The 24,549-nt window shown below is 55.0% G+C and carries 23 protein-coding genes; 9 read left to right on the top strand and 14 right to left on the bottom strand.

The genetic code is table 11. The annotated features are described in order from the left end of the window. Positions 1-25: 25 nt before the first annotated feature. The 3 genes from Fuma_RS35855 to Fuma_RS02525 all read right to left on the bottom strand — a co-directional run bounded on the left by Fuma_RS35855 (position 26) and on the right by Fuma_RS02525 (position 4,111). Positions 26-1,705 (bottom strand): tetratricopeptide repeat protein, encoded by a 1,680-nt coding sequence (locus Fuma_RS35855; protein WP_158520833.1) that lies wholly within the window; start codon positions 1,703-1,705, stop codon positions 26-28. Between the two features lie 546 nt (positions 1,706-2,251). Beyond that, a complete protein-coding gene (locus tag Fuma_RS02530; protein WP_077022745.1) occupies positions 2,252-2,719 on the bottom strand; it encodes a division/cell wall cluster transcriptional repressor MraZ in 468 nt (155 codons plus the stop codon). 258 nt (positions 2,720-2,977) lie between these two features. Next, positions 2,978-4,111 carry a glycosyltransferase gene (locus tag Fuma_RS02525; protein ID WP_077022744.1) on the bottom strand — a complete coding sequence of 378 codons (1,134 nt, stop codon included), beginning with the start codon at positions 4,109-4,111 and terminating at the stop codon, positions 2,978-2,980. A gap of 29 nt (positions 4,112-4,140) precedes the next feature. On the opposite strand from Fuma_RS02525, the gene queA reads away from it, so the two are divergent. Genes queA through Fuma_RS02510 form a run of 3 tightly spaced genes read left to right on the top strand, consistent with a single transcriptional unit; the run spans position 4,141 to position 6,627 of the window. Beyond that, positions 4,141-5,292 carry a tRNA preQ1(34) S-adenosylmethionine ribosyltransferase-isomerase QueA gene (gene queA / locus Fuma_RS02520; protein WP_229360835.1) on the top strand — a complete coding sequence of 384 codons (1,152 nt, stop codon included), beginning with the start codon at positions 4,141-4,143 and terminating at the stop codon, positions 5,290-5,292. A 16-nt stretch (positions 5,293-5,308) separates the two neighbouring features. Beyond that, on the top strand, positions 5,309-5,806 hold the full coding sequence (locus tag Fuma_RS02515; protein ID WP_145943924.1) for a hypothetical protein: 498 nt from the start codon (positions 5,309-5,311) through the stop codon (positions 5,804-5,806). Continuing rightward, positions 5,806-6,627, top strand: coding sequence for a GNAT family N-acetyltransferase (locus tag Fuma_RS02510; RefSeq protein ID WP_077022741.1), 822 nt, complete (start codon positions 5,806-5,808; stop codon positions 6,625-6,627). Before Fuma_RS02515 ends, Fuma_RS02510 begins: the two co-directional genes overlap by 1 nt. A 140-nt stretch (positions 6,628-6,767) precedes the next feature. Here the strand turns inward: Fuma_RS02510 and Fuma_RS02505 are convergent, their stop codons facing one another. After that, positions 6,768-7,187, bottom strand: coding sequence for a CBS domain-containing protein (locus tag Fuma_RS02505; protein ID WP_077022740.1), 420 nt, complete (start codon positions 7,185-7,187; stop codon positions 6,768-6,770). Positions 7,188-7,563: 376 nt separating this feature from the next. Between Fuma_RS02505 and Fuma_RS02495 the strand changes: the two genes are divergently transcribed. Next, the gene (locus tag Fuma_RS02495; protein WP_077022738.1) at positions 7,564-7,848 is read left to right on the top strand and encodes a transposase; all 285 of its coding nucleotides are present in this window, start codon (positions 7,564-7,566) and stop codon (positions 7,846-7,848) included. Positions 7,849-7,880: 32 nt separating this feature from the next. After that, positions 7,881-8,732, top strand: a complete 852-nt coding sequence (locus Fuma_RS02490) for an IS3 family transposase (RefSeq protein WP_083731748.1) — start codon at positions 7,881-7,883, stop codon at positions 8,730-8,732. Positions 8,733-8,976: 244 nt separating this feature from the next. On the opposite strand, the gene Fuma_RS35660 is transcribed toward Fuma_RS02490, so the two are convergent. The 8 genes from Fuma_RS35660 to Fuma_RS02450 form a co-directional block, all read right to left on the bottom strand. Further along, a complete protein-coding gene (locus Fuma_RS35660) occupies positions 8,977-10,008 on the bottom strand; it encodes a SelL-related redox protein (RefSeq protein ID WP_077022736.1) in 1,032 nt (343 codons plus the stop codon). A gap of 41 nt (positions 10,009-10,049) precedes the next feature. Further along, on the bottom strand, positions 10,050-10,931 hold the full coding sequence (locus Fuma_RS02480) for a sigma-70 family RNA polymerase sigma factor (protein WP_077022735.1): 882 nt from the start codon (positions 10,929-10,931) through the stop codon (positions 10,050-10,052). A gap of 177 nt (positions 10,932-11,108) precedes the next feature. Continuing rightward, positions 11,109-11,897 carry a DUF1295 domain-containing protein gene (locus Fuma_RS02475; protein WP_077022734.1) on the bottom strand — a complete coding sequence of 263 codons (789 nt, stop codon included), beginning with the start codon at positions 11,895-11,897 and terminating at the stop codon, positions 11,109-11,111. Beyond that, positions 11,894-12,946, bottom strand: coding sequence for an SAM-dependent methyltransferase (locus Fuma_RS02470; RefSeq protein ID WP_099091860.1), 1,053 nt, complete (start codon positions 12,944-12,946; stop codon positions 11,894-11,896). Before Fuma_RS02470 ends, Fuma_RS02475 begins: the two co-directional genes overlap by 4 nt. Positions 12,947-12,950: 4 nt before the next feature. Next, positions 12,951-14,231: an SAM-dependent methyltransferase gene (locus tag Fuma_RS02465; RefSeq protein ID WP_218922375.1), complete on the bottom strand. Its 1,281-nt coding sequence runs from the start codon at positions 14,229-14,231 to the stop codon at positions 12,951-12,953. Further along, a complete protein-coding gene (locus Fuma_RS02460; protein WP_077022733.1) occupies positions 14,228-15,046 on the bottom strand; it encodes a DUF1365 domain-containing protein in 819 nt (272 codons plus the stop codon). Before Fuma_RS02460 ends, Fuma_RS02465 begins: the two co-directional genes overlap by 4 nt. Then, the gene (locus Fuma_RS02455) at positions 15,039-16,316 is read right to left on the bottom strand and encodes an NAD(P)/FAD-dependent oxidoreductase (RefSeq protein WP_077022732.1); all 1,278 of its coding nucleotides are present in this window, start codon (positions 16,314-16,316) and stop codon (positions 15,039-15,041) included. The genes Fuma_RS02460 and Fuma_RS02455 overlap by 8 nt, the downstream gene beginning before the upstream one ends. A 241-nt stretch (positions 16,317-16,557) precedes the next feature. Beyond that, on the bottom strand, positions 16,558-17,763 hold the full coding sequence (locus Fuma_RS02450; RefSeq protein ID WP_077022731.1) for a 3-keto-disaccharide hydrolase: 1,206 nt from the start codon (positions 17,761-17,763) through the stop codon (positions 16,558-16,560). 113 nt (positions 17,764-17,876) lie between these two features. On the opposite strand from Fuma_RS02450, the gene Fuma_RS35120 reads away from it, so the two are divergent. Continuing rightward, on the top strand, positions 17,877-18,023 hold the full coding sequence (locus Fuma_RS35120) for a hypothetical protein (RefSeq protein WP_158520832.1): 147 nt from the start codon (positions 17,877-17,879) through the stop codon (positions 18,021-18,023). A gap of 4 nt (positions 18,024-18,027) precedes the next feature. Here the strand turns inward: Fuma_RS35120 and Fuma_RS02445 are convergent, their stop codons facing one another. Then, positions 18,028-19,074, bottom strand: coding sequence for a nucleoside monophosphate kinase (locus tag Fuma_RS02445; RefSeq protein ID WP_077022730.1), 1,047 nt, complete (start codon positions 19,072-19,074; stop codon positions 18,028-18,030). A gap of 587 nt (positions 19,075-19,661) precedes the next feature. On the opposite strand from Fuma_RS02445, the gene Fuma_RS02440 reads away from it, so the two are divergent. After that, on the top strand, positions 19,662-21,032 hold the full coding sequence (locus Fuma_RS02440) for a Gfo/Idh/MocA family protein (RefSeq protein ID WP_077022729.1): 1,371 nt from the start codon (positions 19,662-19,664) through the stop codon (positions 21,030-21,032). A 53-nt stretch (positions 21,033-21,085) separates the two neighbouring features. Continuing rightward, positions 21,086-22,027: an RluA family pseudouridine synthase gene (locus Fuma_RS02435; protein WP_077022728.1), complete on the top strand. Its 942-nt coding sequence runs from the start codon at positions 21,086-21,088 to the stop codon at positions 22,025-22,027. A 105-nt stretch (positions 22,028-22,132) separates the two neighbouring features. Here Fuma_RS02435 and Fuma_RS02430 read toward each other — a convergent pair whose 3' ends face one another. Then, a complete protein-coding gene (locus Fuma_RS02430; protein ID WP_077022727.1) occupies positions 22,133-23,176 on the bottom strand; it encodes an FAD-dependent oxidoreductase in 1,044 nt (347 codons plus the stop codon). Between the two features lie 388 nt (positions 23,177-23,564). Between Fuma_RS02430 and hflK the strand changes: the two genes are divergently transcribed. Further along, positions 23,565-24,548, top strand: coding sequence for an FtsH protease activity modulator HflK (gene hflK / locus Fuma_RS02420; protein WP_083731747.1), 984 nt, complete (start codon positions 23,565-23,567; stop codon positions 24,546-24,548). Position 24,549 lies beyond the last annotated feature (1 nt).

The following is a 24,549-nucleotide window of genomic DNA, read 5'->3' as shown; positions in this document are numbered from 1 at the left end:
AGCGGAACATAATCTGCCAGCTGCTTTAGGGTGGCGATTCTGCCGCTTGCCTTAATAGTTCCAGCCGCTTTTGCCAACGCTGGTGGTCGTCCGCCGTACCATGCTGTTGCGTCAACTCAGCCAGCATTTGAACTGTGTCGATCCGGTAAGGATCGATCTCGACAGACTGTTCCAAAGCCGCGATGGCATCAGCAGGTTTGCCCAACTGCACGCGGCAGATCGCCAGTAAATTCCAGTCTTCAGAAACTCTGCGCAGCCTCACTAACTTTTCGAGGTGCGGGACCGCCTTGCCAATTGCCCCCATTCGCAAATGTGATTCTGCCAGCACAAATAGTGAATTTGTGCGTTCAGCGATGCGATCGGGTGTCATCGCCATCGCGTTTTCGGCCAACTGAATCGCATCAGGCAGCCTGCCCGTTTCCCAGTGCATCCGCGCCAAAGCTTCTTCCAGATCGACATCCTGCAGACCGCCGCGACGAAGTTCCGTCAGCACCTGGAACGATCGACTGCGGTACGCATCGAACGCTGCGTCGTCAGGTTGCTTTTCAGCGAACTCCAGATACGCAAGGCCAAGTGTTCGTTGCTGTTCTTGCAGTGGCAGATGGTCGATTTTCGTAATCGGTACGAGATCGCCAATCGGGTCGTCGGCCGGTGCTGGCGGCGCTTCATCATGGATGCCGACGCGGTGATGAGTGAATGCGAAGTGGTCAATATCCGTGGGGCTGGAAGGCATGTGACACGCGACGCAGTTGTTGTCCTTTTTCGACCGATCCGTTTCGGTCAATGCACATCCCTGTTCAGCGTGGCAGTTAAGGCATTGATTGCGAAAGTAGTCAATGCGGTTGCCTGCCGTCGGCGGAGCATGAGGATCGTGGCATGACGTGCAGCTCATTTCCGGCGAATTCTGGTAACACGCACTCAGCCGCATTTGTTCGACATGCCCGGTCACCTTCATCGCCTTGCCCGATTCCTTCAGGCGATAGTCCACGCGAAAATCGGTTAGCCGCATGCCTGGCAGATAGTCGGAAACCGACCTGTCTTTAACTGTAATTGTTGCAGCGCCACGCAGATGGCACTGCGAACATATCATTTCCGACTGTTGGCGAGTCAGTTGCCCGAAGTTCACAATTGTCATGTCCGGGCCGTCAGACGTGGAGTTCGGCTGCTTCCAGTAGTCCACATGTTGCCCACCTGGACCGTGACAGTTTTCGCAACTAATGCTCTGTTCATGAATTTTCAGCCGGAAGCGATTGTGCTGAACCGGCTCGACTCGCCCAGCGTGGCAAACAACGCAACCAAAATCGGTAACGCGGCGAAAGCCAGCGTGTCCCGCATGTTCGTAACCTGGCGACATGTCCCACCGGTTTGTCGATGCGATCCACGTAATCGGTGATTCGAGCAGAAAACCGTGCGATTCAGCCATATAGCTGCGAGAATAATGGCCGCTGCCGATGACGTACTTCATCGGCATGTCGTGTAACAGCAGCGTCTCATCGCCGACCCCGATCGCTTCCCGATGTCGCAACTCGCCATCTTTACGGTACACAGAATATGTCCGACCGGTCTCCTGCTGAATAAATTCGGCATCTGGTGGTTCGGCCGACGGGGCAACCTTCGCCAACGCTCGGCTATGAGCGGTTTTTAAGTACGACGCGTATTCGTTTTCATGGCACGTTGCGCATACCTGGCTTCCAACGAAGGCCACCGAGTGCGAGGCGTTGGAAAATGGCCCGGGATCAATGGGCGGCAGCGGAACATTCGAAGTCAGCCCAGAACCTGGGTGCGAAGATGCATCTGAGGAGTCTGCAGAGTGCGTAGCTGGTGGATCAGGCTTCTGCACAGAACGGAACGCAACAAATGCCGCGGCTATGACGACAGCGCTTAACAGTCCAACGGCCTGCAGGCGATGGTTCCTGTGCAATGAAGATTTCACACGTGCTTCCGCTAGTGGCGAGATGTTGATTTCGTGGCGCCGTACTGGCATCTTGCAGCGCAAATGCCAACTGCACGAAATCTACAATCAACGGACCAGTGATGCTACAAACGCGAGCAAGACCCGGTCAGACGCACACATCCGGCCGTTCGCTTCTCCCACCATCCGTGTGGTCATCGAAGCGAACGGCCGTTGGTCTCAGACGAGACCGCGTGCCGCGATTGAGACATCCATGTCTCAATCAGGTCTACCGCGAAGCCCGGTGAAGACTGCGGTCGATTGCAGTGTGCCCATTCTCAGGACATGGCAGCATGACGATTACCCATCCATGGGCGGCCCGAACGCAGCGCGATCGAGTGCTTCCGTTGTCAAGTCGTCGTACTGCTCTGAATGTCCGTTTAGAAACTGCTCCCAAGTCTTCGCATCCCAAATTTCTGCATGGTCGTTGACGCCCAGAATGACAACCTCATGCTGCAACCCTGCGTGCGACATCAACCGCTCCGGAATACGAATTCGATTCTGTTTATCCATCACAACTCGTTCTGCACGTGCGTAAAACAAGCGCAGAAAATTTCGCACATTGGCTCGTCCCGGAGAAACCTGGGCGAGTTGGCTGGCAAAGCGTTCGAATCCGTCTGCGGAGTACACAGACAGACTGCCTTCATTGCCCGGAGCAAGGAACAATTCATCAGATCCTGATACTCCAAAGGCGTCTTTTAGGGGTTTCGGAATCGCCAGCCGCAGCTTGTCGTCAATGGCTCGTTCGAAAGTTCCGGTCAGTGCCATTTCAGATCACGTTCCGGTGCCTTTGTGAGCCATAAACCTTTTTGTGGTCGTGATTTATAGCGAAGCGAGTAAGCCTCCCACTTCTCCCCACAAACCACCACTGAGGACCAATTTAACCTCCAGCACCACTTCGTCAACCCGGGCTACTCATGAACCTTCCAATACGGAGGATGCAAATGCGCGCAGGTCGTTACCTGCCAACGGATTTGGTCAATTCAGCAATTTTCAGATTCGCGACTGCCAGCGTCCGCAGTCGATTCAAATCTGTCTCAGCCGACGGAGCAACTGGTCGTATTCTGAAATCGCTGTGTCCCAGCTAAAACGTTCTGTCACAACAACTTGCGCAGCATCAGACCGACTGCGGCGAGCGTCCGGCTGCGTCAGAGCTTCGGAAATTGCGAGGGAAAATGCTTTTGCGTCACCGTTAGGCGTCAACCAGCCGGTCACTCCATCTTCCAAAACCTCCGGAACTCCGTCGATGGCGGTCGCAACGACGGGCAGGCCCACGGCCATCGCTTCGAGGATCACGTTTGGCAAACCTTCCCAGTTTGAAGGCACGGCCAGAATCGTCGCGTCTCGCATCAGCGCTGGGACGTCGGAAACCTGTCCCAGCAGCCGAACACGATCACTCAACTGCCACCGATGAATTCGCTGTTCGAGTTGAGGTCGAAGCGGACCTTCTCCCGCCAAACACACTTCTGCGGATTCCTGAAGTTCAGGGCGAAGTCCGCGAAACGCGTTCAGCAGTAGGAGTGGGTTCTTTTGCGTGGTCAAACGCCCCACGAACAGAATCACGTGGCGGCCGACCGGCTTCTTCGCAGACGCGGCCTGAGGCAGAGGTGCTGGTTGTGCATCGACGCCGTTGTAGATTGCCGTGATTCGGTCAGCGTCGATTCGACACAGCTTCGCATGCACATCGGCAACATGGCGGCTCACGGCGACGTAGTGCTTCGTCCAACATTTCGTCATTTGGTCGCTGGCCGTCACTATCCACCGCCGATCGGCCACTCGAATACCCGAAACGATTGTGGGAATCCCGGCGGCACGGCCGGCCAGGCGACCGTAAAAGTTGGCCTGATACAGAAATGTCAGCAGTACGTCCGTCGGAAATCGCTTCAACTGCGACCACAACCGCCAAAAGATGCGGACGTCTGCGAGGCTGTGGCCTCTAAGAGCGACGACGTCAATTCCCGCCGAATTCAGGTCCTCCGCCATGACTCCCGCATCACGCAGGCTGATCACTCTCACCGACCAGCCTTGATTCTTAAGACCAATCGCGATGCGAACGAACGCTTTCTCAGCGCCACCGACGTCGAGTTCCGTGATGCACAAAGTGATCGACGGTTTGGAGTCGAACATCCGCGTTGATGCGTTAAGCTCCGCGTCTTTCATGCCATGTGGTTTCCCGTCACCTTCACTCAATGCAGAATTCACCAGCGATGGTCGATCCCGACCCTAAGAATGTCGATCCCGATCTGGACCACATCGCCGCGTGGCAATTCGAATTGCCGCCGGAACTAATCGCCGCTCGACCGACTTCACAACGCGATGGCGGGCGGCTTCTGGTTGTGCGACGTCAAACTGGTCAGATTGAGCATCGGCAGATCGTCGATTTACCGAACATTCTGCAGACTGGCGACCGTCTTGTCTTCAACAATACGAAAGTTCTGCCCGCTCGTTTGTTCGGATTTCGAACTTCCACTGGCGGCCGCTGGGAAGGCCTGTTTCTGGAACAAACCGATGACAAACGCTGGCGAATCACGGGCCAGACGCGCGGTCGGCTGCTGGAAGACGAATGCCTGACGATTGTCCAGGCTACTGAATTCTCTCCGTCGCGAACCATCGACGATTACTCCGCAGCCGAGACGCTGCAATTGCGTCTGGTAGAACGCTGCAGTGACGGGAGTTGGTTGGCAGAACCGGATTTGAATTTGCAAACACTGCAACTGCTGGAAGAATTCGGCACTTTGCCGTTGCCGCCGTATATTGGTCGCAAAGTGGCGGACAGTGCGGACTCTGAACGTTACCAAACCGTATTCGCATCACAAACAGGGGCGATCGCGGCACCCACGGCGGGTTTACATTTCACGCCAGGCCTGTTGTCAATGTGTTCAGCCCGAGGGATCTCGCGCAGTGAAGTCACGCTGCATGTGGGGATCGGAACGTTTCGGCCGGTGAGTACCGATCGGCTTTCTGAACACCAGATGCATTCGGAATGGTGCCGCTTGACGGCCGAATCAGCTGCCGACATCAACACGACGAAAGCCAGCGGGAATAACGTGGTGGCCGTCGGCACGACCAGCGTAAGAACTCTTGAGGCGTCGGCAGCGGAAGTGATGTCGCGGGACGGTAGTCTGGTCGAATGGCAGGGGGCGACAAATTTATTTATTCAGCCGGGCTTTCGCTTTCGCGCCGTGGACCAACTCCTGACGAATTTTCATCTGCCGGGTTCAACCTTAATTGTTCTCGTCGCCGCTTTGGCTGGTTATGATCTAACCATGGAAGCTTATCGAAAAGCGGTCGAAGAAAAGTACCGTTTTTACAGCTATGGCGATGCTATGCTGATTCTCTAGGAAGTGTATTTAGACCTTGAACAAGACTTTTTCTATCTCGCTCACGCTTCTGCGTGTGCTGCTGGCAGCGTGGATTGGTGCCGCCGTCCTATACGTGATCACCAGCGTCGCTGAACAAACTGCGTCGGTATTTGATTCCGTCGTCCGCGATCAATTGGCAACAGTACGGTTCCCGCTGTACTACCAGTTTGGCTTTGTTGTGCATTTTGCGGTTGCATTCCTGTCTGTGTTCACGTGGCTGTCTGCAAAGTCGATCGCGTCGCGCAGATTTCTGGTGGTGATGTTGCTGGTGTTCGCATCGTTTGCAATGTTCATGCTGGATTATCACTTCGTCTATACGCCGCTGCAGAATTCTATCATTCCACCAGGCCAGGCTCGGACGCAGACTTTCATGAAACTGCACATATGGTCACGACGTGCGAACGAAACCCACTTGACCGCCGCATTTATCGCCACGCTGCTGGCGGCATTCCCGGTTCGAACGCCTGTTGAGCGAGCACACGGGGCGAACTGATGTCGCAGTTTCTAATTCGAGCCCTTGTGGAAGAGGACATCGCTGGAGCCGATCGATTGCGGCAGCAGGCGGGCTGGAATCAACGGCCGTCAGACTGGTTGCGGCTGCTTCGTTATCAACCCAACGGCTGTTTCGTCGCAGAATCGGGCGGCGACATTGTCGGCACGGTCACCACAACCAGCTATGAACGGGAACTTGGTTGGATCGGCATGATGCTGGTCGATCTGAGTTTCCAACGCCGGGGCATCGCAACAGCGCTGATGACTGAAGCTTTGAAATTCCTGGACGGTACGGGCATTCGCTGCATTAAACTTGATGCCACACCAGTGGGACAGCACGTTTACCAGCGACTCGGTTTCGAGACGGAATGGACGTTTCATCGATGGACACGAACCGCACGCCGGGTGGCGAAGCCGCGGGCCGTGAATGGTTCGCCGATTGCATTCGAATCCGGTGATTTGGATCGAGCGGCCTTTGGGGTCTGTCGGCAACGTTACCTGGACCTGCTTCGACCTGAAGCAAGGCTGGTCGCTGACAACGACGGCTTCGGAATGCTTCGTTCCGGGCAGAACGCCGATTATCTGGGTCCAGTCACTGCGGAATCCCCTGAAGCCGCATCCAGAATCGTTAGCAAACTCTTGCCGCAAACGGAGAACGAGGTCTACTGGGACATTCCCGGCCCCAACGTCGCCGCCGCAAAGCTGGCACGGTCACTCGGCTTCGAACCCGCCCGCGACCTGACTCGCATGTGGACCGGGAGCAAATTACTGCAGCCCGACATCAGTCTTCAGTACGCTCTGGCCGACCCTGGTACAGGATAAGCAAGCGCTGCAACGAAACGCGCAGCGGCATCCTGTTGCCAAGAAAAGGCTGGCGCCAACCAGCATGATTCTGAATTGGCGCAGCATCGATTAGGCGGGCTGCAACCTTCGACGCAAACACGCCGTGGTCCAAATGCTTCCTAATACTGGTCCAGCAAATACTGGATGAGGTCCGAAGACGTCACGATTCCGACCAGCCTGGCACCGTCAACGACGGGCACCGAGTGGAAGTTGTGGTTGGCCAGAATTGTGGCCGCGTCGCGGACCGTATCATGGCTGCCAATCGACACGGGATCGGCGTTCATCAGATCAGCCAGTTTGTACGTGTGATCGAGAATGGCGTCTAAACTTCGAGCGTCCTGATTGCCGAATTCGCCAAATGAAACTCGAAGAAAATCGTTAGACGTCAGGATTCCCACCAGCTGATCACCATCCGTAATCGGCAAGTGATGAATGCCCTTTTCGTCCAGCAGCTTCCGCGCGGCCGACACCGGCTCATTTTGGCCGATTGATACGGGGTTGGCCGACATGATCTTGGTGACCGATTCGTTTTTCTTCATCTAGTCGAGTTCTTTCTGGTTGACAGAATCACAGGAATTCCGGCCTGCCTTGCAAAAAGCAGCCCATGACAACCAGACATCGCAATCGCTGTGCCAGAACAGTTGGCCGTCTCGCGGATGGCGTCCGTTTTCGCACAGTGCACGCTTTGTTAAACCACCGTCGCTACGCGTGTACGGCCCTTGCTCGGTTCGACCGACGCCGAATGCAGAAATGCGAACAGGAGCCTTCACGCGACCTGAAGTTCGGCTGGAAACAGCTCAAGCGTGCCGATACGTCACACAGCCGCGCGCCGTCGGCCTGAAGTTGGCATGCTCCCCTTGAACAGGTCCATCACTATGAGAGTCTACTGACGAATTCATTCTCAGGAGACTCAGGATGTCGAAGAAACGTGAACGTCACACTCCGGAGCAGATTGTTCGGAAGCTTCGTGATGCGGATGCGATGCTGACGAGCGGCAAGTCGCTCGGTGAGGTTGTTCAATCGCTGGCTGTCAGTGAAGCGACGTATCATCGCTGGCGTCAGCAGTACGGCGGGATGAAGGCCGAGGAAGCAAAGCGTCTGAAGGAACTGGAAGTTGAGAACGCTCGGCTTAAGAAGCTGCTTGCGGAAGCGGAACTCGACAAGGCAATGCTGAAGGAGATCGCGGAGGGAAACTTCTGACGGTCTCCCGGAAACGCGAGGCCGTCAAACATGTGCAGGAGAAGTTCGACGTTTCGGAACGTCACGCGTGCCGAACGGTTGGTCAGCATCGTTCGGTTCATCGTCGTGAACCCGTTGTTCGCGATGATGAGGCGGCGTTGGTGAAGCGAATGCTGGAGCTGGTTCGTGAGCATCCGCGATTTGGTTATCGGCGTATCTGTCGTCTTCTTCGTCGCGAAGAATTCGTGGTGAATAGGAAGCGAGTGTATCGTCTTTGGCGTCGCGAAGGGTTGAAAGTTCGTCGACGAACGAAGAAGCGGCGTGGCACTGGCGGCAGCAAAAACGCTTGTCATGTTCACCGATCGCGGGGAAAGAACGACGTATGGGCGTGGGATTTTGTGTTTGACTACACAACGAATGGAACTCAGTTGAAGTGGCTGACCGTTGTTGACGAATTCACTCGGGAGTGCGTTGCGTTGAAAGTTTCTCGCAGTATCAAAGCCGACGACGTGATCGACACGCTGTGTGAATTGATCGCTGCTCGCGGTGTGCCCAATCACATTCGCAGCGACAACGGCCCAGAGTTTATCGCGAAGGCGATTGGCAAGTGGCTGAAACAAACAGGCGTCTCGGCGCTGTACGTCGAGCCGGGATCGCCGTGGCAGAACGGGTATTCCGAGAGTTTCAATTCGAAGCTTCGCGATGAATTTCTGAACGTGGAAGAGTTTGAAAGTGTTCGCGATGCCGTACAGATGACGAAGGAATTTCAACGTCAGTACAACGAAGTTCGTCCGCACAGCGCGTTGGACTACCAGACACCGAATGAGTTCGCGGCGATGCAGCCTTCGGTTCGAGCTCGACAGACGGGAGCCGCCCCGACCACCTTCGCCATCACCTCGACCTGAGCTCCGCGTTGAAGGCCGAGGCGACAGCGAAGGCGGACGGGGCTCAGCACAACTTGTTTGGAAGATTATTCAATACCAATGTCAGCCCACAACTCTCATAACAACCGGACCTAATCTCGGGGGCAGCCCAAAGTGACACATTCCGCACACTTACAGATGGAGAAAGTGCCTCGAAATTTGTGGCGCTGAGTGTCTTTGGGAGTTATCAGCTGGCTTACGTACTTTGAAGCGCCGTGTCGGTGAACTACGGGATCGAAACCGTGACACCATCAGACGTTTCACAACGCGGAGGCTCTGCCGCGTCCGGAAGAGTCGACAGCCTCACGTAGTCGGGACGCTCGGCCGCCGACCGGTGGCGGAAACCTCGTACAACCTCTCCGTTGTGCATCAGAAACACGCCTGGCATCCTGAATACGTTTCCATCGAATCCGCCGGAGGTGTGTCCTGACATCCAAGCCAGCGTACCTCGCCACCAGACACGCGGCCCCAGCAACTCGTTGAAGGAGCCGAGCTTCAAACCAAACGTATCGTATAGGCTACAAGTCGGGTCTCGGAAAGAATGAACATCGGTCAGACGGTACCGCTCCATCAACTCCACAGGTTCCTGCTGGCCCATGTGGACGAATGCGATTTGAGTACCGGCGCCCTCAATTTGCTGACGGACCGCCGAAATGTCAGACACGGCTTCTCGACAAAACGTGCATCCGGAATGCCTGAGAAACACGACGAGGACAGGCTTCCGCCGCGAAAGCTCGATGAGAGTCGCTCCGCGCTGACTGACCATGCGTCCCAACGGGTCAATTTTACGAGTCGGTGTCCGAACGGTAATTTCTTCTCGCCGACTTTGATGAAATCGGGCTGCATGCCAAAGGATCAGTGTAAACGGGATCCACCAAATCAGGTCATTGGTCAGAATTGTCCACCCAAGCTTTGCCGGCAACCTCCCGGAACTCATCGACAGCAGAAAACCAACCGGCCCCAAAATCTTTCCCAGCAGACCTACAAGAACAATCGGCCAGTGAATAAAAGGCGCTCGTGCCGCGATCGCGTAACCGACGCCATAAACGCCAACAATCATCCCAATGCACTGCCAGAGTTCTGGGTAGGCGGGCAGCGGTTTGGCACCAGTGATCCGAAAGATGGCCAATGGTGCGACAATTGCGATCGCCCCCCACACGATATTATAACCCGCCGCCAGCAGTAGCGCAGTCCGCATCCATGGCTGTGCGTTGGTGGTCGGCGGGACGATGTCGTGTGTGACTTTCGGAGCATTCATAAGCAGGACTTCCGCATCTGGAGCCTTCGAATTTTGTGATGCTACGACACCGCTGCAAATTCAGAGTGCAGCTCGTCAAAGAAGTCACGTAACTTATCCACGGCCGCCATCTGAAGCTGCCGGACGCGTTCTTTGGAAAGATTAAGGTCGCCCGCCAATTCCCGCAGCGTTTTGACACTGCCGCCATGCCCCAGACCGAACCTCCCAGTGACGACTGCTCGCTCTCGTTCGTCAAGCCGTTCGGCCATGCGAGCGATGAGCGCTGTCATGCGCTGTTCTTCCTGCACCCATTGTTTGATAGCCGCATCTGCTTCAGACTCAGCAACTTCGTTAAGCAACTCAACAGTCGATCTAACTTCAGTCGAATTCCGCTTATGGCGACGCTGAGTGTACCGGTAGAAGTGCCTCTGAACAGAATGAGTGGCGTAAGTGCTGAAGCGGAATCCTCGCGAAAAATCAAACTTGTCAATCGCCTTGAGCAGAATTTCGTTTCCTTCGCTCATCAGGTCATCGAAATCACAGGATGACGTTGAGAATTTCCGCGAGATTGAGATCACCAGCCGCAGGTTGCACTCTGCGATGTGATTTCGAACAGCTTCGGCATCCGCAAGTAAATTTGCAAATTCCTCTTCATCCGCCGTGGATTCGCCCGACACCAGTTTTAGCCTGACCTTTTCAGCCCGGCACTTTAAGTAGTTCATCTTCCGGAACAGAAATGTTTCACCGGTCGGTGACAGCAGCGGCAGATCGTTCAGCAGCTCGTAATCACCACCACCGTCAATTGCAAGTTCCTCAGAGGCTATACGGTCGCTGTAGATGCTGTCTACGGACTCGCAGTACAACAATGAATCTTCGTCGGCCGACGAAAAATCTTCGTGCTCGATGTAGAAGACGGGCGAATCGATCATGTCTGTCTGAATCATGGGGACCGTTTCAGGATGGTGGTGCCACTAAGAGTGTCTCGATTTACGTTGTTTCAAACCATCAGGCCACATCGGTAAGCGGCGAAACAGTTCCGGCTAGGCATTGGTCCTCTCGTAGACGATGCTGTCGTTCGCAGCCGCGGGGCGCAATTCCATGTTTACACTCGCGCCGGCGGTTCACTGATTCTCCGCGAAATTCCGATTTCGCACTGGCATCGGGAAAAACGCGCTCGTCCGTTGAACGTAGTCAGCATAGCCTTCACGGCGGCTGACCAGCGTTTTCTCTAGCAATGCGACTCCAGAAAACTTCATCAGGAGTATAGACATCAACACCGGACTGGCCACTGTGGCAATGGCCGCACCGCAGCCGTAGCTGATCAGAAAGATTCCCCACCACACACAAAAATCGCCGAAATAGTTGGGGTGACGTGTGAACCGCCATAGCCCCTGGTCCATTACAGCGTTGGAATTTTCAGGATTTGCCCGAAATCTCGCCAGTTGCAAGTCTCCGACGGACTCGAAGATCAAGCCCACTAACCAGACCGCACAGCCAAAGAGCACGAGTGCCTGATGCTGGAAGGAGCCGCATTGAGATGCCTGAATCGGCAGCGAGACGACCCACATGACGATTCCCTGAAGAAGGAACACGGTGATGGCACTGACCCACCAAAAACGCTTACCGTGGCGTTCGCGCATCGATCGGTAACGAAAATCTTCCGGCTGCCCGTGGTTTCTCCACGCCAGATGCCCGCTTAACCGCAGTCCCCAAACGGTGGTCAAAGTTGGGAGCAGCAGCGACCTGTTGTCAGAATGAGCGATCATCCAGGTTGTCCACGCAATCGCGACAAAACCCAGGCCCCAAATAATGTCGACGATACTGACGTTGTGGAGGACTAAACTGACTAACCAGGTTCCTGTCATCAGCGTTGCCACAACAGCCGCGTTCCAGAGCAGGATTTCAGTCATGGCGTTCTCTTCTGGAACAGGTAATGAGCGACCCGCCATTCATTGCCGTCACGAAAGCCAAACAGTTCGGCACACGCCATAAAGAACATCCGCCATCGATTGAACCACATCACTGCGTTCTCTTCGCCGTACGTCTGCGAAAAGAGACTCAGAAGCTCATTTTCGTTAGCGTCCTGGCGTTTTAGCCACTCGTTGCAGGTTCGCTCATAGTGCTTCCCGCTCCATCGCCACCGATCAGTCAGAGTCAGGTGAGTCTGGTAGTGTGCGAGCAAACTCTCGCTTGGCATCATACCACCACTAAAAAAGTGACGAGCCATCCAGTCGCGGTCGTCGACGGATTCGAACAGATAGCTGTGAGTGCGGTGACAAAAGATATGCACAAACAGCTTTCCGTCCGGGTTTAACCAGCCGGAAATTCGCCGCAGCAGTTCTTCGTGGTTTCGCATGTGCTCGAACATCTCAATGGAAACGACGCGATCAAACATACCGCTCGCAGAAAAGTCATTCATGTCAGCGGTAATCACAGTCAGGTTTCTGACTCCGGCCGCTTCCGCCCGACGCTCGATATACGAACGCTGGGACGCAGAGTTTGAAACCGCCAGAATCCGGCTATTCGGGTACTTGCGGGCCATCCAGAGGGAAAGTGATCCCCAACCGCAGCCAAGTTCCAGAATGCTCATGCCGTCTTGTAACTCGGCTCGTTCGCAAGTCGTTGCCAACGCCCGGGCTTCCGCCTGATCGAGTGTTTGCGTTTCGTCAGTCCACTCGCAGCAACTGTACTTCAAGTTCTCGCCCAGAACTTTTTCGAACAACTGTGCCGGCACTTCGTAGTGCTGGTCGTTTGCAAGCTCGGGGACCACAGCGATCTCACTGTTGCGGCAGTCTGCAATAAACTTCCGGAATCGCTGGCCCTCCAATTCGACGTCGCCAGTATTAAGTGACTGCAATCGACTCCGTAGCAGGCGTCGGATCCCGGCACGGCACACAGCATCCGGTAGCGCCCCCTTTTCTGCGGCCGACATCAATGTTCGAACGACTAGCGAAGACATAGCACTATCGCCCCCAAACAGCATGAACAACGCCAACCGCGCGTTCCATGAATGCCGCTTCGCAATAGGCGAGGTAGTAGTCCCACATTCGAACAAACCGATCGGGGTAACCAAGCTTGGCAACCGCCTCCAGCTGGTTGTGAAACCGCCGCCGCCACTCACGCAGGGTTCGAGCGTAGTCGTCGGCGAAATCGTTCATCGACAGAAGCCGCATACTTGAGGTTTTCGCAACCGACGCCTGCATCGCAGAAACTGAAGGTAGGCTGCCGCCAGGAAAAATGTACTTTTGAATAAAGTCCATCGACTTAAGGTACTCGCCGTAGCGCTGTTCCGGCATCACAATCGCCTGCAGCAGCATCCGTCCACCGGGATTCAGCAACTCTGCACACTTCGAAAAATACGTGTCGTGAAACTGAGGCCCAACGGCTTCCACCATCTCAAGCGAAACCAGTTTGTCGTACTTGCCGGACAGGTCGCGGTAGTCTTCCTTCAGTAGCGTGATGCGGTCACTAAGCCCCGCCTCAGCTACGCGTCGAAGTGCGTAGGAATGTTGATTTTCTGAAATCGTGGTCGTTGTTACGCGACAGCCAAAGTTCTTTGCGGCGTGAATCGCCATCCCCCCCCAGCCGGTGCCGATTTCGATAAGGTGATCTGAAGGTTGAAGGCCCAGCTCAGTACAAACTCTATCCAGCCGAGTAAGCTGCGCGTCCTCAAGTGTCGCGTCAGGAGTCTCATAGATGCCAGAAGAATACATCATCGATGGATCAAGAATGAGTTCGAAAAACTCATTGCCAAGATCGTAGTGGGCCTGAATGTTTTTGCGGCTGCCGACCGGCGTATTTCGAGCCCTCCAGTGCCTCGCGCGACCGACAAGACGAACCAGCCGGTTCAATCCAGCGTTTGGCTGCGCTCGACCGATGTTACGACAGAAGATGCGGAACAGACTCGTTAGATCATCACAGTCCCATTCTCCATCGAGGTATGATTCTGCTGCACCGAGATTGCCACCTGTGGCCAAACGCCAGTAGAAGTCTGCGTCGCGAACAACAACGGTCGCGTTTAAGTCGTCGACGCCATTCGTACCCAGCACGTGACGATTGCACTGATCGTCAAGGTAGAGCTGACCTCCCTGCAATTCGGATAGGCGGCTCGTAACGAGTTGCTGAACGACACCGGTCGCCCAACCTCGCCGCTGGCCACAGTTGCCATATGATGAGTCACCATCAACAGCGCAATGTGTATTAGCAATCTCGTTACGTTCTGCAGTCATTGCTGCTGAATTCATTTTGACCGTCCTGTCCCAACAATTGTTTGAGTGGTCTTCATCGCGTCTGCCGCGAGCGATTTCGCAGGATGCGGGTAAAAGGTAACATTTTTCCACCAGAGGCGAAGTGCCTGCCAATAGATGCTGGCCGCAATTTGGCCCGTCATGAAAGGGAACCGGACCAGTGCCCTCGCAAGATTTAAGCCTGTAATCTCCCGTCGACGGAGACTCAAAGACGCATCAAATGCTCGCTCGGACTCAGCTCGGTTCTCGACATGAATCGATAAGTGATCACCAGGAGGACGGATCGTCCAGTGATACGTCATGCCCATCGACAGGAACGGCGAAACATGAAACTGCTTGGCGTTGGTGGCACGAATGGCGTTTGACGTCGACGTCTGATCTGTTGCTGATCGTGAGTCGATCACGTAACAGTGCCGTTCGCCCCACGGCGTATTAGTCACTTCTGCAACGATTGCTTCAACATGGTCGCCCATGCCGTTGTAGCAGAAGTAGAAGCTAACCGGATTGATAAGGTACCCGAAGTATCGCAGGCTTGTTAGCAGCCGAACCGGCCCCTCGGGACGATAACCAGTTTTCTGCTGCACCAAATCTCTGACGCAGTCCGGCAACGATTTTTCCGCTTCGCCCAGATATTGGTCCCGACGAAAACGTGCGAGAGCAGGGCGGCTGGTTGACCAAAACCATCGGCCTTTAAAGACCGTCGAAAGTTCGTCGAGATCGAGATACATCAGAAACAAGCGGTTTTGAAACTCGTGATGTTTCTCATGGAATCGGCGATGGCGGACCGTGCCTTCATAGATGCAGCTATGCACGGCACATCCCCTTAACTGAGGTCTGTTCCCGCTCTCGCTGAAACGCTTGAGCCACCTTCAGCCCGCTGTTAACTCCATCTTCATGGAAGCCATTCCCCCAGTACGCGCCGCAGAAAGATGTGCGGTTTTGCCGAATGAGTTCTTCGTGACGCCGCTGAGCATCTTCGCGTTCGATGGTGAAGATGGGGTGACTGTACCGGAATGTCCTGAGCACCTTGTCCGGGTTGAGCGACGGTTCTTCGTTGAGTGTGACGCAGAATGTGTGCTTCGACTTGATGTGCTGCAGGATATTCATGTTATACGTCAGAGTCGACTTCGACGCAGGGCCGACGGGTACGTGATAGTTCCAGCTCGCCCACGCTTCTTTGCACTGAGGCAACACCGACTCATCCGTGTGCAGCACTGCCGTATTCGATTCGTACGGAATCGCCCCAAGAACGACTTCCTCGGTAGTCGTCGCATTGCCTCCAAGAATCGACAAAGCCTGATCGCTATGACAGGCGAATACAACCTCGTCGAATTCTTCCGTCTGAGACTGGGTGGTCACCTTGACACATTCGTTCGCGCGAGTGACGTTCATCACGGGATTCTGCAGGCGTATCTCCCCGCGAAACCTCCGCGTGATCGCGTCGACATATTGCCTCGAACCGCCTTTAATTACTCTCCAGGTTGGCCGGTTACTCAGGCTAAGAAGTCCGTGGTTACGATAGAACGCGACAATAAACTGGATTGGGAAGGCCTCAAACGTCGCAGTCGGGCACGACCAGATTGCAGCCCCCATCGGCAGCAGGTAGTGGTCGGCAAACTGCCGAGAGTATCCGTAGCTTTTGAGATATTGCGCCACGGTCATGGCACCGTCAGCGCCCTCGAGAATCTTAGGTGATTCACGATTAAACCGAATGATGTCGCGGACCATCCGGTAAAACGAAGGCCGAACGAGATTCCGACGCTGACAAAACAGACCGTTTAAAGAGCTGCCGTTGTACTCCAGATTCTCGCGATCAGATCGCACGCTGAAGCTCATCGCTGTCGGAGTCGACTTGACCTGAAGTTCGTCCAGCAGCTGACAGAAGTTGGGATAGGTACGGTCGTTAAACACGATGAAACCGGTGTCGATCGCGTGTGATTCGCCGTCGAGCTCCACGTCGACCGTATTCGTGTGGCCACCGACATAGCGGTTCGCTTCAAATACAACCACCTCGTGCGCATCGCTCAATTTGTGAGCCGCGACGAGGCCGGAAATCCCTGATCCGATAATGGCAATCCGCATGGGTAGAACTCTGCAAGTTGATTCGAGATCTCCCGTTGTAGATGTAATGTCCGGTTTGACGAGCCGAAATATTCTGAGGGCGTGCGGTATTTGGGTGCTTCAACCATTCACTTGGAAAATGATTCCCTTTCGTCCTAAACAGCCACCCCGTGAACTGACTTGCAGGGGGCTCTTATCGGTGATGCGAACGACGCTGTCTACGTCGACCCGAAAATCGCGAAGCTCTTGTAGCCTGTGCGGACTATTTCTCAGCGGCTTTCTTCTCCGTCTCTGCCTCTTTCGGCGACAACACGGGGAATTCATCAGCCACCGTTAGGCCCCGGTCAATGACCCAGATGTTTCGAAAACGCACAGGGTCGCCATGGTTTTGCAGACGAATAGGAAGTAGCAACGGTTCTTCAGCCTTGCCGGCCCCCGTCTTGTTCGGAAGAGCCACGTTGTCCTGAACTTTGACACCGTTCACCCACGACGTGATGTGAGCGTCGCGAATCTTCGCCCCGTCTGATGACCAGCGCGGGGCTGTGAATTGCACATCGTAAGTTTGCCAGACAAGCGGTGGAAAGCTCATGTTCAATTCAGGCTTCTTCGTTTGATACAAAGCCCCCATTCCGTTGATCATTGTTTCCGTGCCGAAGGAGTCCAAAATCTGGCACTCGTATCGACTCTGCAAATAAAGTCCGCTGTTGCCACGTTGCTGCCCGTCGGCCTGAGGCATATAAGGCAACCGGAACTCGACGTGAAGATTAAAGTCCTGGAACATTGGCTTGAAATCAGATCCCTCCAGCAACAGACCTTCTTCGCTCATTTTGGCGTTGGAAAACTGATCGACGCCCGATCCGTCAAACATAACAACTGCACCTGCGGGAGCTTTGGCGTGCAAGGTAGGGCTAACGCGTTCGATTCGTTCCAAACGCCCCAACTGCTGTCCCTTGCGGTCGATAATCAGGCAGCCGGACTTCTCCACAATAATCGCCCACGGTCCTCCGGACAGAATCAGGAAGTCGTCCGAACGTTGGCCGATCATTCGCACCATTTCGCTGCGATGCTTCTGTTGACCAGGTAGGCCACCAAAGTATGCGATCGCCTGAAAACTGTTGTCGGCAAGCGGGCGAATCTGCAAGCCGAGCGATTCGTATTCGTTTTCTTGACCTGTCGAAATTGGGCCGATAAATTCACCCATCAAGTCAAAATTGAGATCGTCGGTTGGAGGCTCAGTGAACGCTGGTCCCTTGCCCGGTAGCACGACCATCGTCTTAGACTTGCGTTTTTTTGAATCCGCCTTTTTAGGTTTACCAGACGTCTTTTTCTCAGCAGCATCCTGAGGAACTTCTTTTTCCGACGCCGCGGCTGCATCCGTGGTCGCAGGCGGGGTGTCCTGAGCTATCAAGTTGCTCGGCAAAATCAATGCGGCGAGGATGAACGAGTTCAGGCGGAAGCGAAGTTTCATGGTCGGCTGATTCCGGAAAGCAGAAGAAAGAATAATCGAAGCCACAGACTAAACAGCCACCGCGGCTTCAGCCACAAATTCCCCCAAAAACACGGATGTGGGCAGCAGATTCCATGATCGAATCCTTCCAACCCCGCGAATTCTGTCCGCTATGCGATCGCGTTGCGAGATATCTGTTCAGCAATCTGATCGTCCGCCTGGTCGTCCGCCATCCGGCTCACCCATTGGTTCGCAAAGCCGCGCCTCGAATCAACGGATAGACATTCACGAATATGGTCGCAGGCCGAGCAACATTTCTGCTCTCTCAGAAAGCGGTTGAGCGGCGAGTTTCTGATCGGTGTACTCAGCGAGATTGCTGGCGACGAGCGCGTAGACGGTCTGTCGATCCTGACTCGTATCGATCTCAACGCATCGGCCTTTGCTTCGGAATAACTCAACAGTCGGCAATGTTTCCGACTTAAACGTGTCGAACCTTAGCTTCATGCTCTCAACGTTGTCGTCGCTTCGTCCGGTGTACTTGGCACGGGCCAGAATTCGCTTTTCCAGAACCTCGAAAGGACACTCAAAGTACAGCATCCGAGGTAACTCAGCATCCCGTCCAAACATTTCGTGCCAGCCCTCCAGATTCGTGAGCGACCGAGGAAAGCCGTCCAGCAGGAAGTTGTTCCTTCCTGTTGTTCTGGTCGTCGTCTCCATCGCGTCCTTCAGCAGCCTCACCACGATTTCGTTCGGGACCAATTGGCCGGCAGAAATGGATTCTTCAATCGCTGCCGCTGTCGAGCCCCCCTTTTGTCGGTCAGCACGCAATAGATCGCCGGTCGACAAGTGCACCCAGCCAAGCTGCGATTCGGCGAGTTCACACATCGTGCCTTTGCCTGTTCCAGGCCCGCCAAGAACAAAAATAACGTTGGGCTTCGGACAGGGCAGTCTTGGGTCAAAATGGTGAAGGACGACTTTCGGTGCAGGCGCAACTCCCTTCTTGTAGGTGTGCCATTCTCTGTCCGTCGGCGGCATTTCATCGTCACACGTGGCATCGTAGGCGAGATGACCATCCAGACGGCATATTCTCCACGACTGGTAACTATTCGAATACGACAGCGCCGGGCTTCTGGCAGACAAACCATCAGCACGATCCCACGCCATCCTGCCGTTCCAGTAGCCAGGGCTCGATACCGTTCCCGATTCCGATTCGGCTGGAGGCGCCGTCGAAGGAACGAACAACCCATCCACTTCAGGCAAGCCAGCCCCGGTCACTTCAATAAAAAACGTGTTCGGCTTAAGTTCGTCTGTCTTCACGTTCGTGTCACTCATTAAGTATTGGCCGCAGGTAAGTTGTTAGCCGAATTTGGGGTTGAGGACGTTGGTGGATAAAGTCCGCCTGGCTTTGCACAGCGCCGAACTCAAAACGATCAGTCCGCCCAGCCGGGAAGGTTAGTGGACCGCCGGCGATGCCACCAGCGCCGTCTTCCGTGAGCAGGCGTCGAACGGCATCGAATCTGTTTGGGCGGCCAGGAAATCGCAGGTTAATTGCCAGCGAAAGACCATCCAACGTCCTTTCGAATTCGGGCGGTGCGGGAACTTAGTGTCGCGACGTGGTGGTAGGTTTCAATCCTGTTGGCGGGTTGGGGGCAGCGAAATATTCCGACCGCCACAGCGTATTGGACGCGTAAAAGGCGTGTAAGAAGCAGCTGATTCTTGCGTTGGGGCTCTCAACGCTTTGTATTTGGCCAGGAAATCCGGTTATCATTCAATTCAGGGCAAACATGTCGCACTTTGCGGGCTCGGCGTAAGCACTTTCCCTTTACGCCGCCAAGGCGTGTCGTGTGCGCTAAGAGCCCATTGCATTTTCACAGGTTCATTCTGAACCATTCAGGCGAACTCAACCAGGATAATTCCACATGTCCACATCTCATCAACCCAGCCGTCGGCGTTTCCTTCAGAATGTTGCAGCGGCCGGAGCGGCTACGATCCTTGCTCCTTCGGCTAACCGAGCGTTCGGGTACCGGTCACCGAACGACCGTCCCGTGTTTGCCACCATTGGTCTGCGAAACCAGGGATGGACGATCACGTCGAAGTCGTTCAAGTTCGCCGACTTCGCGGCTCTTGCCGATGCTGATGCAAACGTATTGGCCGAGAACGTCAGTAAGACAGAGAAGGCTCAAAAGAAAAAACCGGACGCCTACAAAGACTACCGCAAAATTCTTGACCGCGATGATATCGACGCTGTCATGATTGCCACACCGGATCACTGGCACACAAAGATCGCCGTTGAAGCGATGCTGGCTGGCAAAGACGTTTACTGCGAAAAGCCGCTGACGCTGACCATCGACGAAGGCAAGTTAATCGAAAAGGTCGTGAAGCAAACAGGCCGCGTGTTCCAGGTTGGCACGATGCAACGCTCGGAATCACAGCAGCGGTTTCTACAGGCCGTGGCCCTGGTCAAGCATGGACGAATCGGCACCGTTAAGAAGGTGACCTGCGGCATCAATGGAATGATCGCGTCACCCGTGATTCCCGTGGCACCGGTGCCTGAACAAATTGATTGGGACATGTGGTTGGGACCAGCTCCCAAAGTTGACTATCGAGCTCTTCCGGAGCTGCGCGAAGGCTATGGTGGTGGCGTTCCACTCTACAGCAATTGCCACTACTCGTTTCGTAACTGGCATGAATATTCCGGCGGCAAGCTCACCGACTGGGGAGCTCATCATGTGGACATTGCCTGTTGGGCGCTGGGCGCGACCGACACCGGGCCGAGTAAAATCACGCCGACGAAGTTCACACTGCCCGTCGAATACAAAGACGGCCATCCAGTTGTGAACGATCAATATAATGCCGCCACGGCGTTTGAGATCAGCGTGGCGATGCCCAATGACGTGGAAATGGTGATCAAGAGTGAAGGTGACAACGGCATCATGTTTGAAGGTTCGAAAGGCCGCTTCTTCGTCAACCGTGGCAAAATCGTTGGCAAGCCGGTTGAAGACCTGGCGGACAATCCGCTGCCGGACAATGCCATCGAAGAAGTCTATGGCGGACCAGTCAGCGCCAATCACACGGCCAACTTCATCGAGGGCATGAACTCTCGCAAGCAGCCAATTTCTGACGTGTGGTCGCACAACCGCATGCTGGAAATCTGTCACCTGTCGAACATCGCGATGCGGCTGGATCGCGAACTTAAATGGGATCCGAAGAAACGCGAAATCATCGGCGACGATCAGGCGAACTCGTTTCTTAGCCGAGAAAGCCGCAAGGAATATTCGATTAACATGTAGGCAGGATTAGAGGCCGCCCGCCGCATTTCATTCCGCTCCCATTGTCACCGTAAGTGAATCAGTTTCTGTTTATTGTTGAGCCCTACCTTTCCGGCGTGCGGATCGACACGTTTCTGGCTCGGCAACTGCGGAACTACACCCCGTGGCGGCTGCATCGAATGGTGTGCGCGGGCTTGGTCTGGGTAAATGGCGTCACGGCCGAGCCGGATCATCGCGTCTATCGTGACGAACGCGTGGCGATCCGGCTGGTCGAACCGCCCGACAAACTGTTGCCCCCGTCAGATGATGCGTTCGCAATTGTCTACGAAGATCCGTGGCTGATCGTGGTCAACAAACCGGCAGGGCTTATCGTGCATCCGGTCGGAAATTTCCGCGGAGGCACGTTGATCAATTCGTTGCAGCGACACCTGGATTCGCAAGCGAAATTCAAAGGTCTGTTGCGGCCAGGGATCGTGCATCGCCTCGATCGTATGACGAGCGGTTTGCTGGTTGTCACCAAAGACCACCTGTCGCATCGCCTGCTTTCGATCGACTTTCAGCGAGGGCGGCCCACCAAAACCTACCATGCACTGGTTGAAGGATGCCCGACCTTCGAACGGCTCACCATCGACCTGCCCATCGGACAACATCCCGGCGGCGACAGCATTCTGATGTCCGCTCGGCCGGACGCTCGACGACCGCGACATGCAAAAACAGAAGCTATGGTGAAGGCCCGGCATGGCACGCACTCACTGATTGAGTGCCGTCTGCTGACCGGCCGGAATCACCAGATCCGCGTGCATCTGGCAGCGGTCGGGCATCCGGTTTTGGGCGACGAATACTACGCTGCGAACGGTTGTATTCGTCGCCCTTCCGAAATTGAAGACACTGAACCGGAGAGACGACATGCTTTGCACGCGTGCCAATTGACTTTTCAGCATCCGATCCTGCAGATGCCGCTGACTTTCAATGCTCCGCCGCCGAACGACTTCTGGGAACTGGCCGACGTCAACTGATCCGTTTATTGTCAAAGTGCAAGGTTCAGAACGATCTACGCAACAGTTTTCGCGATGCCAATGCTGGGGTGACGGGCTTCACAATCCGGTGACACTGCAATCAGGCTACTTTGATGCGGCCACGAACTGTCGTGACAGATGAGGCCGTGGCAGTGCGTGCACAATCCGATTCATGACTCGTTCTGCCTGAATAACGGGATCCAGCGCGGTATCGGGAGAAAAGCCAACGACGTCACCCACGCCAAAGATGTCGCTGCACCAGGTTTCGAAGTTCTCAGCGCACCACAGTTGCCCGTTCTCATCAGGTTCGACATTCACGACTTCCAGGTTCAGGTGCTGCGTGAATCCGACGGATCGACGACAATCAACGACGTCGGCTCGAAGATTGGAGAACGGTTCGCCCAGGTTCCGAATTCCGATCTCCGACGGATGATTGCCGATCTGGACGCCGGCCGCGTGAGCCAGTTCCAATGCGACAGACGCCGTGTCTTCTCGGGCGACCAGCCGAGTGTCGACGCCGAACAACGCCACCAGCGATGCAAGGCCAATGCCAAAGTCGCTGCCACCAACGATGCAGACTGAACCCGGCAAACGGCGACCTGCAAACAGGGCTTCGGGGCGATGAAACGGCATCAACCCCAGCGGTCGATGCATTGCCGTCCGACGAATGCCCGTACCGATGACGATGTGCCGTGAAGTCATAGAATCTCGTCGATTGACGGCCGCCTGAGCAACCGTCACGTCGTTCTGCGATTCAAAGCGAGCTTCTCCCAATAGCACGTCCACGCCAAGTTTCTGCAGGACTTGAACGTGCGTTCGCGTTTCGTGAGCGACTGCGCGAGCGACCAGGGTGCGCAGCAGGCGAGGCGTTCCTGACGTCGCAAACATGCGTTTGCGGGCTGGCGTGCGGTCGACCAGCAGATCGGAAATCAGACTGCGAAACGCCTTACCAACCAGCCATGCTGAGTGCCTTAATTCGGGCAGAATGGCGACCGTCCGTTTTCCCGAAGCGGCAGCAAGAAACAGTACCTCAAACGCGGCTTCGTCATTTCCTATGACTGCAATTTCGTAGCTCATCATTCCGTTCCAACCGAATTTCCATTTCTGAAGGCACTCACACGTTTCCGCCGCCAAGCGATATGAACCCATCTAGGGGTGCAACGATTGGCAGTCCAGGAGATTTGATCGGCACTCTGCAGGTTGCTTTGGATACGCAAGCGTGTAAAACGAGCAAAGATGAAAGCGCTGCGGTCGAATAGCGGAAAAGTAACGGTTGTATGGCTTGTACAGGTGTGCCATCTGCTCAGTGCCGGACGTCAGATGCAGCGAGCTGCACAGCAGCGTGTTGGGTGGCGATTGGTACGGTGCAGTTCACGTGGTGGGTCTTCCAGAAGAAATCACAGTGACTGAATTCTGGCGCGTGAAACCTCGAAACTACCGAAATCCGCGAGTTTTCATGATCAGCACGGTTGGAATGTGCGTTCCGTTGTCAGACATTCCACGCGCTTTGCTCCGCAAATTTAAAAGTGAATGAGTTATGGCTCCCAACGAAATCCAAATTGAATTCCGCCGCGAGGACGTCGTCAAAGCGACGAAACTGATCGTCGGCGGATTCCTGCTGCTCGCGGTGATACTGCTTGTCACGCGATCGATGTACACGGTCCAGCCCAGCGAACAGGCGGTGGTATTGCGGTTCGGAAAGTACCACAGCACGTCCGTCATGGGCCTCCATTTTTGCATTCCGTTTGTGGATGAAGTGCTGAAGGTCGAAGTCCGAGAACGCACATTGCGCTTGCCGTTCGGAGTCGAAGGGGAAGACCGGCCGGTCGCCGTCAAAGAAGAAGACGTGCTCATGCTGACGGGCGATCTGAATGCGGCCGTCGTCGAATGGGCGTTGCAGTGGCAGGTGGCTGATCCTCAAAAGTACCTGTTTACATTCCACCGCGATCAGGTCGACCAGGACCAATTCCTGCAATACATCATTACCGCTGTCAGCCGCACAGTGATGAACCGATTGGTAGGCGACTATTCGATTGGCGAAGTCCTCACCAGCAAGCGAGAAGAAATCAGCTTTAAGGCAACCGAAGCGACTCAGCAGCTATTGGACCGATACGACTGCGGTATTCGCGTAACGAACCTGCAGTTGCAACGAGTGCTGCCGCCCGAACAGGTCCGTGCGTCCTATGCGGCAATTAACGAGGCCGACCAGACTCGTGACAAGCTGGAGAACGAAGCTCAGAAAGAAAAGAACACGTTGCTTCCGCAGGCGCAGGCGGAACGCGACAAAGCCATTCGGGAAGCCGAAGGTTATGCAGCTCGGCGACGCTCCGAAGTCAAGGGGGAGATTGATGCTTTGATGGTTCAGTACGAACAGTTTGCGAAAGCCCCGGAAGAAACGCGCCAGCGGCTGTATCTGGAAGCTCTGGAAAAAGTCATGTCCAACGTCGAAAACAAAACGATCATTGATTCCGACCTGCAGCAATTGCTGCCGTTGTTGAATCTTAGCGAAGGGAGCAAGTGAT

The sequence above is a fragment of the Fuerstiella marisgermanici genome, assembly GCF_001983935.1.
Lineage (GTDB): Bacteria > Planctomycetota > Planctomycetia > Planctomycetales > Planctomycetaceae > Fuerstiella > Fuerstiella marisgermanici.
The sequence above is the reverse complement of the archived record's forward strand: the minus strand, read 5'-3'. Positions and strand labels throughout refer to the sequence as shown.

Excerpts from the sequence above, each read along its gene's own strand:
- hflK (WP_083731747.1), top strand. The coding sequence starts at position 23,565 with ATGGCTCCCAACGAAATCCAAATTGAATTCCGCCGCGAGGACGTCGTC.
- Fuma_RS02505 (WP_077022740.1), bottom strand. The coding sequence starts at position 7,187 with ATGAAGAAAAACGAATCGGTCACCAAGATCATGTCGGCCAACCCCGTA.
- Fuma_RS02440 (WP_077022729.1), top strand. The coding sequence starts at position 19,662 with ATGTCCACATCTCATCAACCCAGCCGTCGGCGTTTCCTTCAGAATGTT.
- Fuma_RS35660 (WP_077022736.1), bottom strand. The coding sequence starts at position 10,008 with ATGAATGCTCCGAAAGTCACACACGACATCGTCCCGCCGACCACCAAC.
- queA (WP_229360835.1), top strand. The coding sequence starts at position 4,141 with ATGCAGAATTCACCAGCGATGGTCGATCCCGACCCTAAGAATGTCGAT.
- Fuma_RS02530 (WP_077022745.1), bottom strand. The coding sequence starts at position 2,719 with ATGGCACTGACCGGAACTTTCGAACGAGCCATTGACGACAAGCTGCGG.
- Fuma_RS02465 (WP_218922375.1), bottom strand. The coding sequence starts at position 14,231 with ATGAATTCAGCAGCAATGACTGCAGAACGTAACGAGATTGCTAATACA.
- Fuma_RS02475 (WP_077022734.1), bottom strand. The coding sequence starts at position 11,897 with ATGACTGAAATCCTGCTCTGGAACGCGGCTGTTGTGGCAACGCTGATG.
- Fuma_RS02450 (WP_077022731.1), bottom strand. The coding sequence starts at position 17,763 with ATGAAACTTCGCTTCCGCCTGAACTCGTTCATCCTCGCCGCATTGATT.
- Fuma_RS02480 (WP_077022735.1), bottom strand. The coding sequence starts at position 10,931 with ATGATTCAGACAGACATGATCGATTCGCCCGTCTTCTACATCGAGCAC.
- Fuma_RS02525 (WP_077022744.1), bottom strand. The coding sequence starts at position 4,111 with ATGAAAGACGCGGAGCTTAACGCATCAACGCGGATGTTCGACTCCAAA.
- Fuma_RS02455 (WP_077022732.1), bottom strand. The coding sequence starts at position 16,316 with ATGCGGATTGCCATTATCGGATCAGGGATTTCCGGCCTCGTCGCGGCT.
- Fuma_RS02470 (WP_099091860.1), bottom strand. The coding sequence starts at position 12,946 with ATGTCTTCGCTAGTCGTTCGAACATTGATGTCGGCCGCAGAAAAGGGG.
- Fuma_RS02445 (WP_077022730.1), bottom strand. The coding sequence starts at position 19,074 with ATGAGTGACACGAACGTGAAGACAGACGAACTTAAGCCGAACACGTTT.
- Fuma_RS02510 (WP_077022741.1), top strand. The coding sequence starts at position 5,806 with ATGTCGCAGTTTCTAATTCGAGCCCTTGTGGAAGAGGACATCGCTGGA.
- Fuma_RS35120 (WP_158520832.1), top strand. The coding sequence starts at position 17,877 with ATGATCGAATCCTTCCAACCCCGCGAATTCTGTCCGCTATGCGATCGC.
- Fuma_RS02430 (WP_077022727.1), bottom strand. The coding sequence starts at position 23,176 with ATGGGTTCATATCGCTTGGCGGCGGAAACGTGTGAGTGCCTTCAGAAA.
- Fuma_RS02495 (WP_077022738.1), top strand. The coding sequence starts at position 7,564 with ATGTCGAAGAAACGTGAACGTCACACTCCGGAGCAGATTGTTCGGAAG.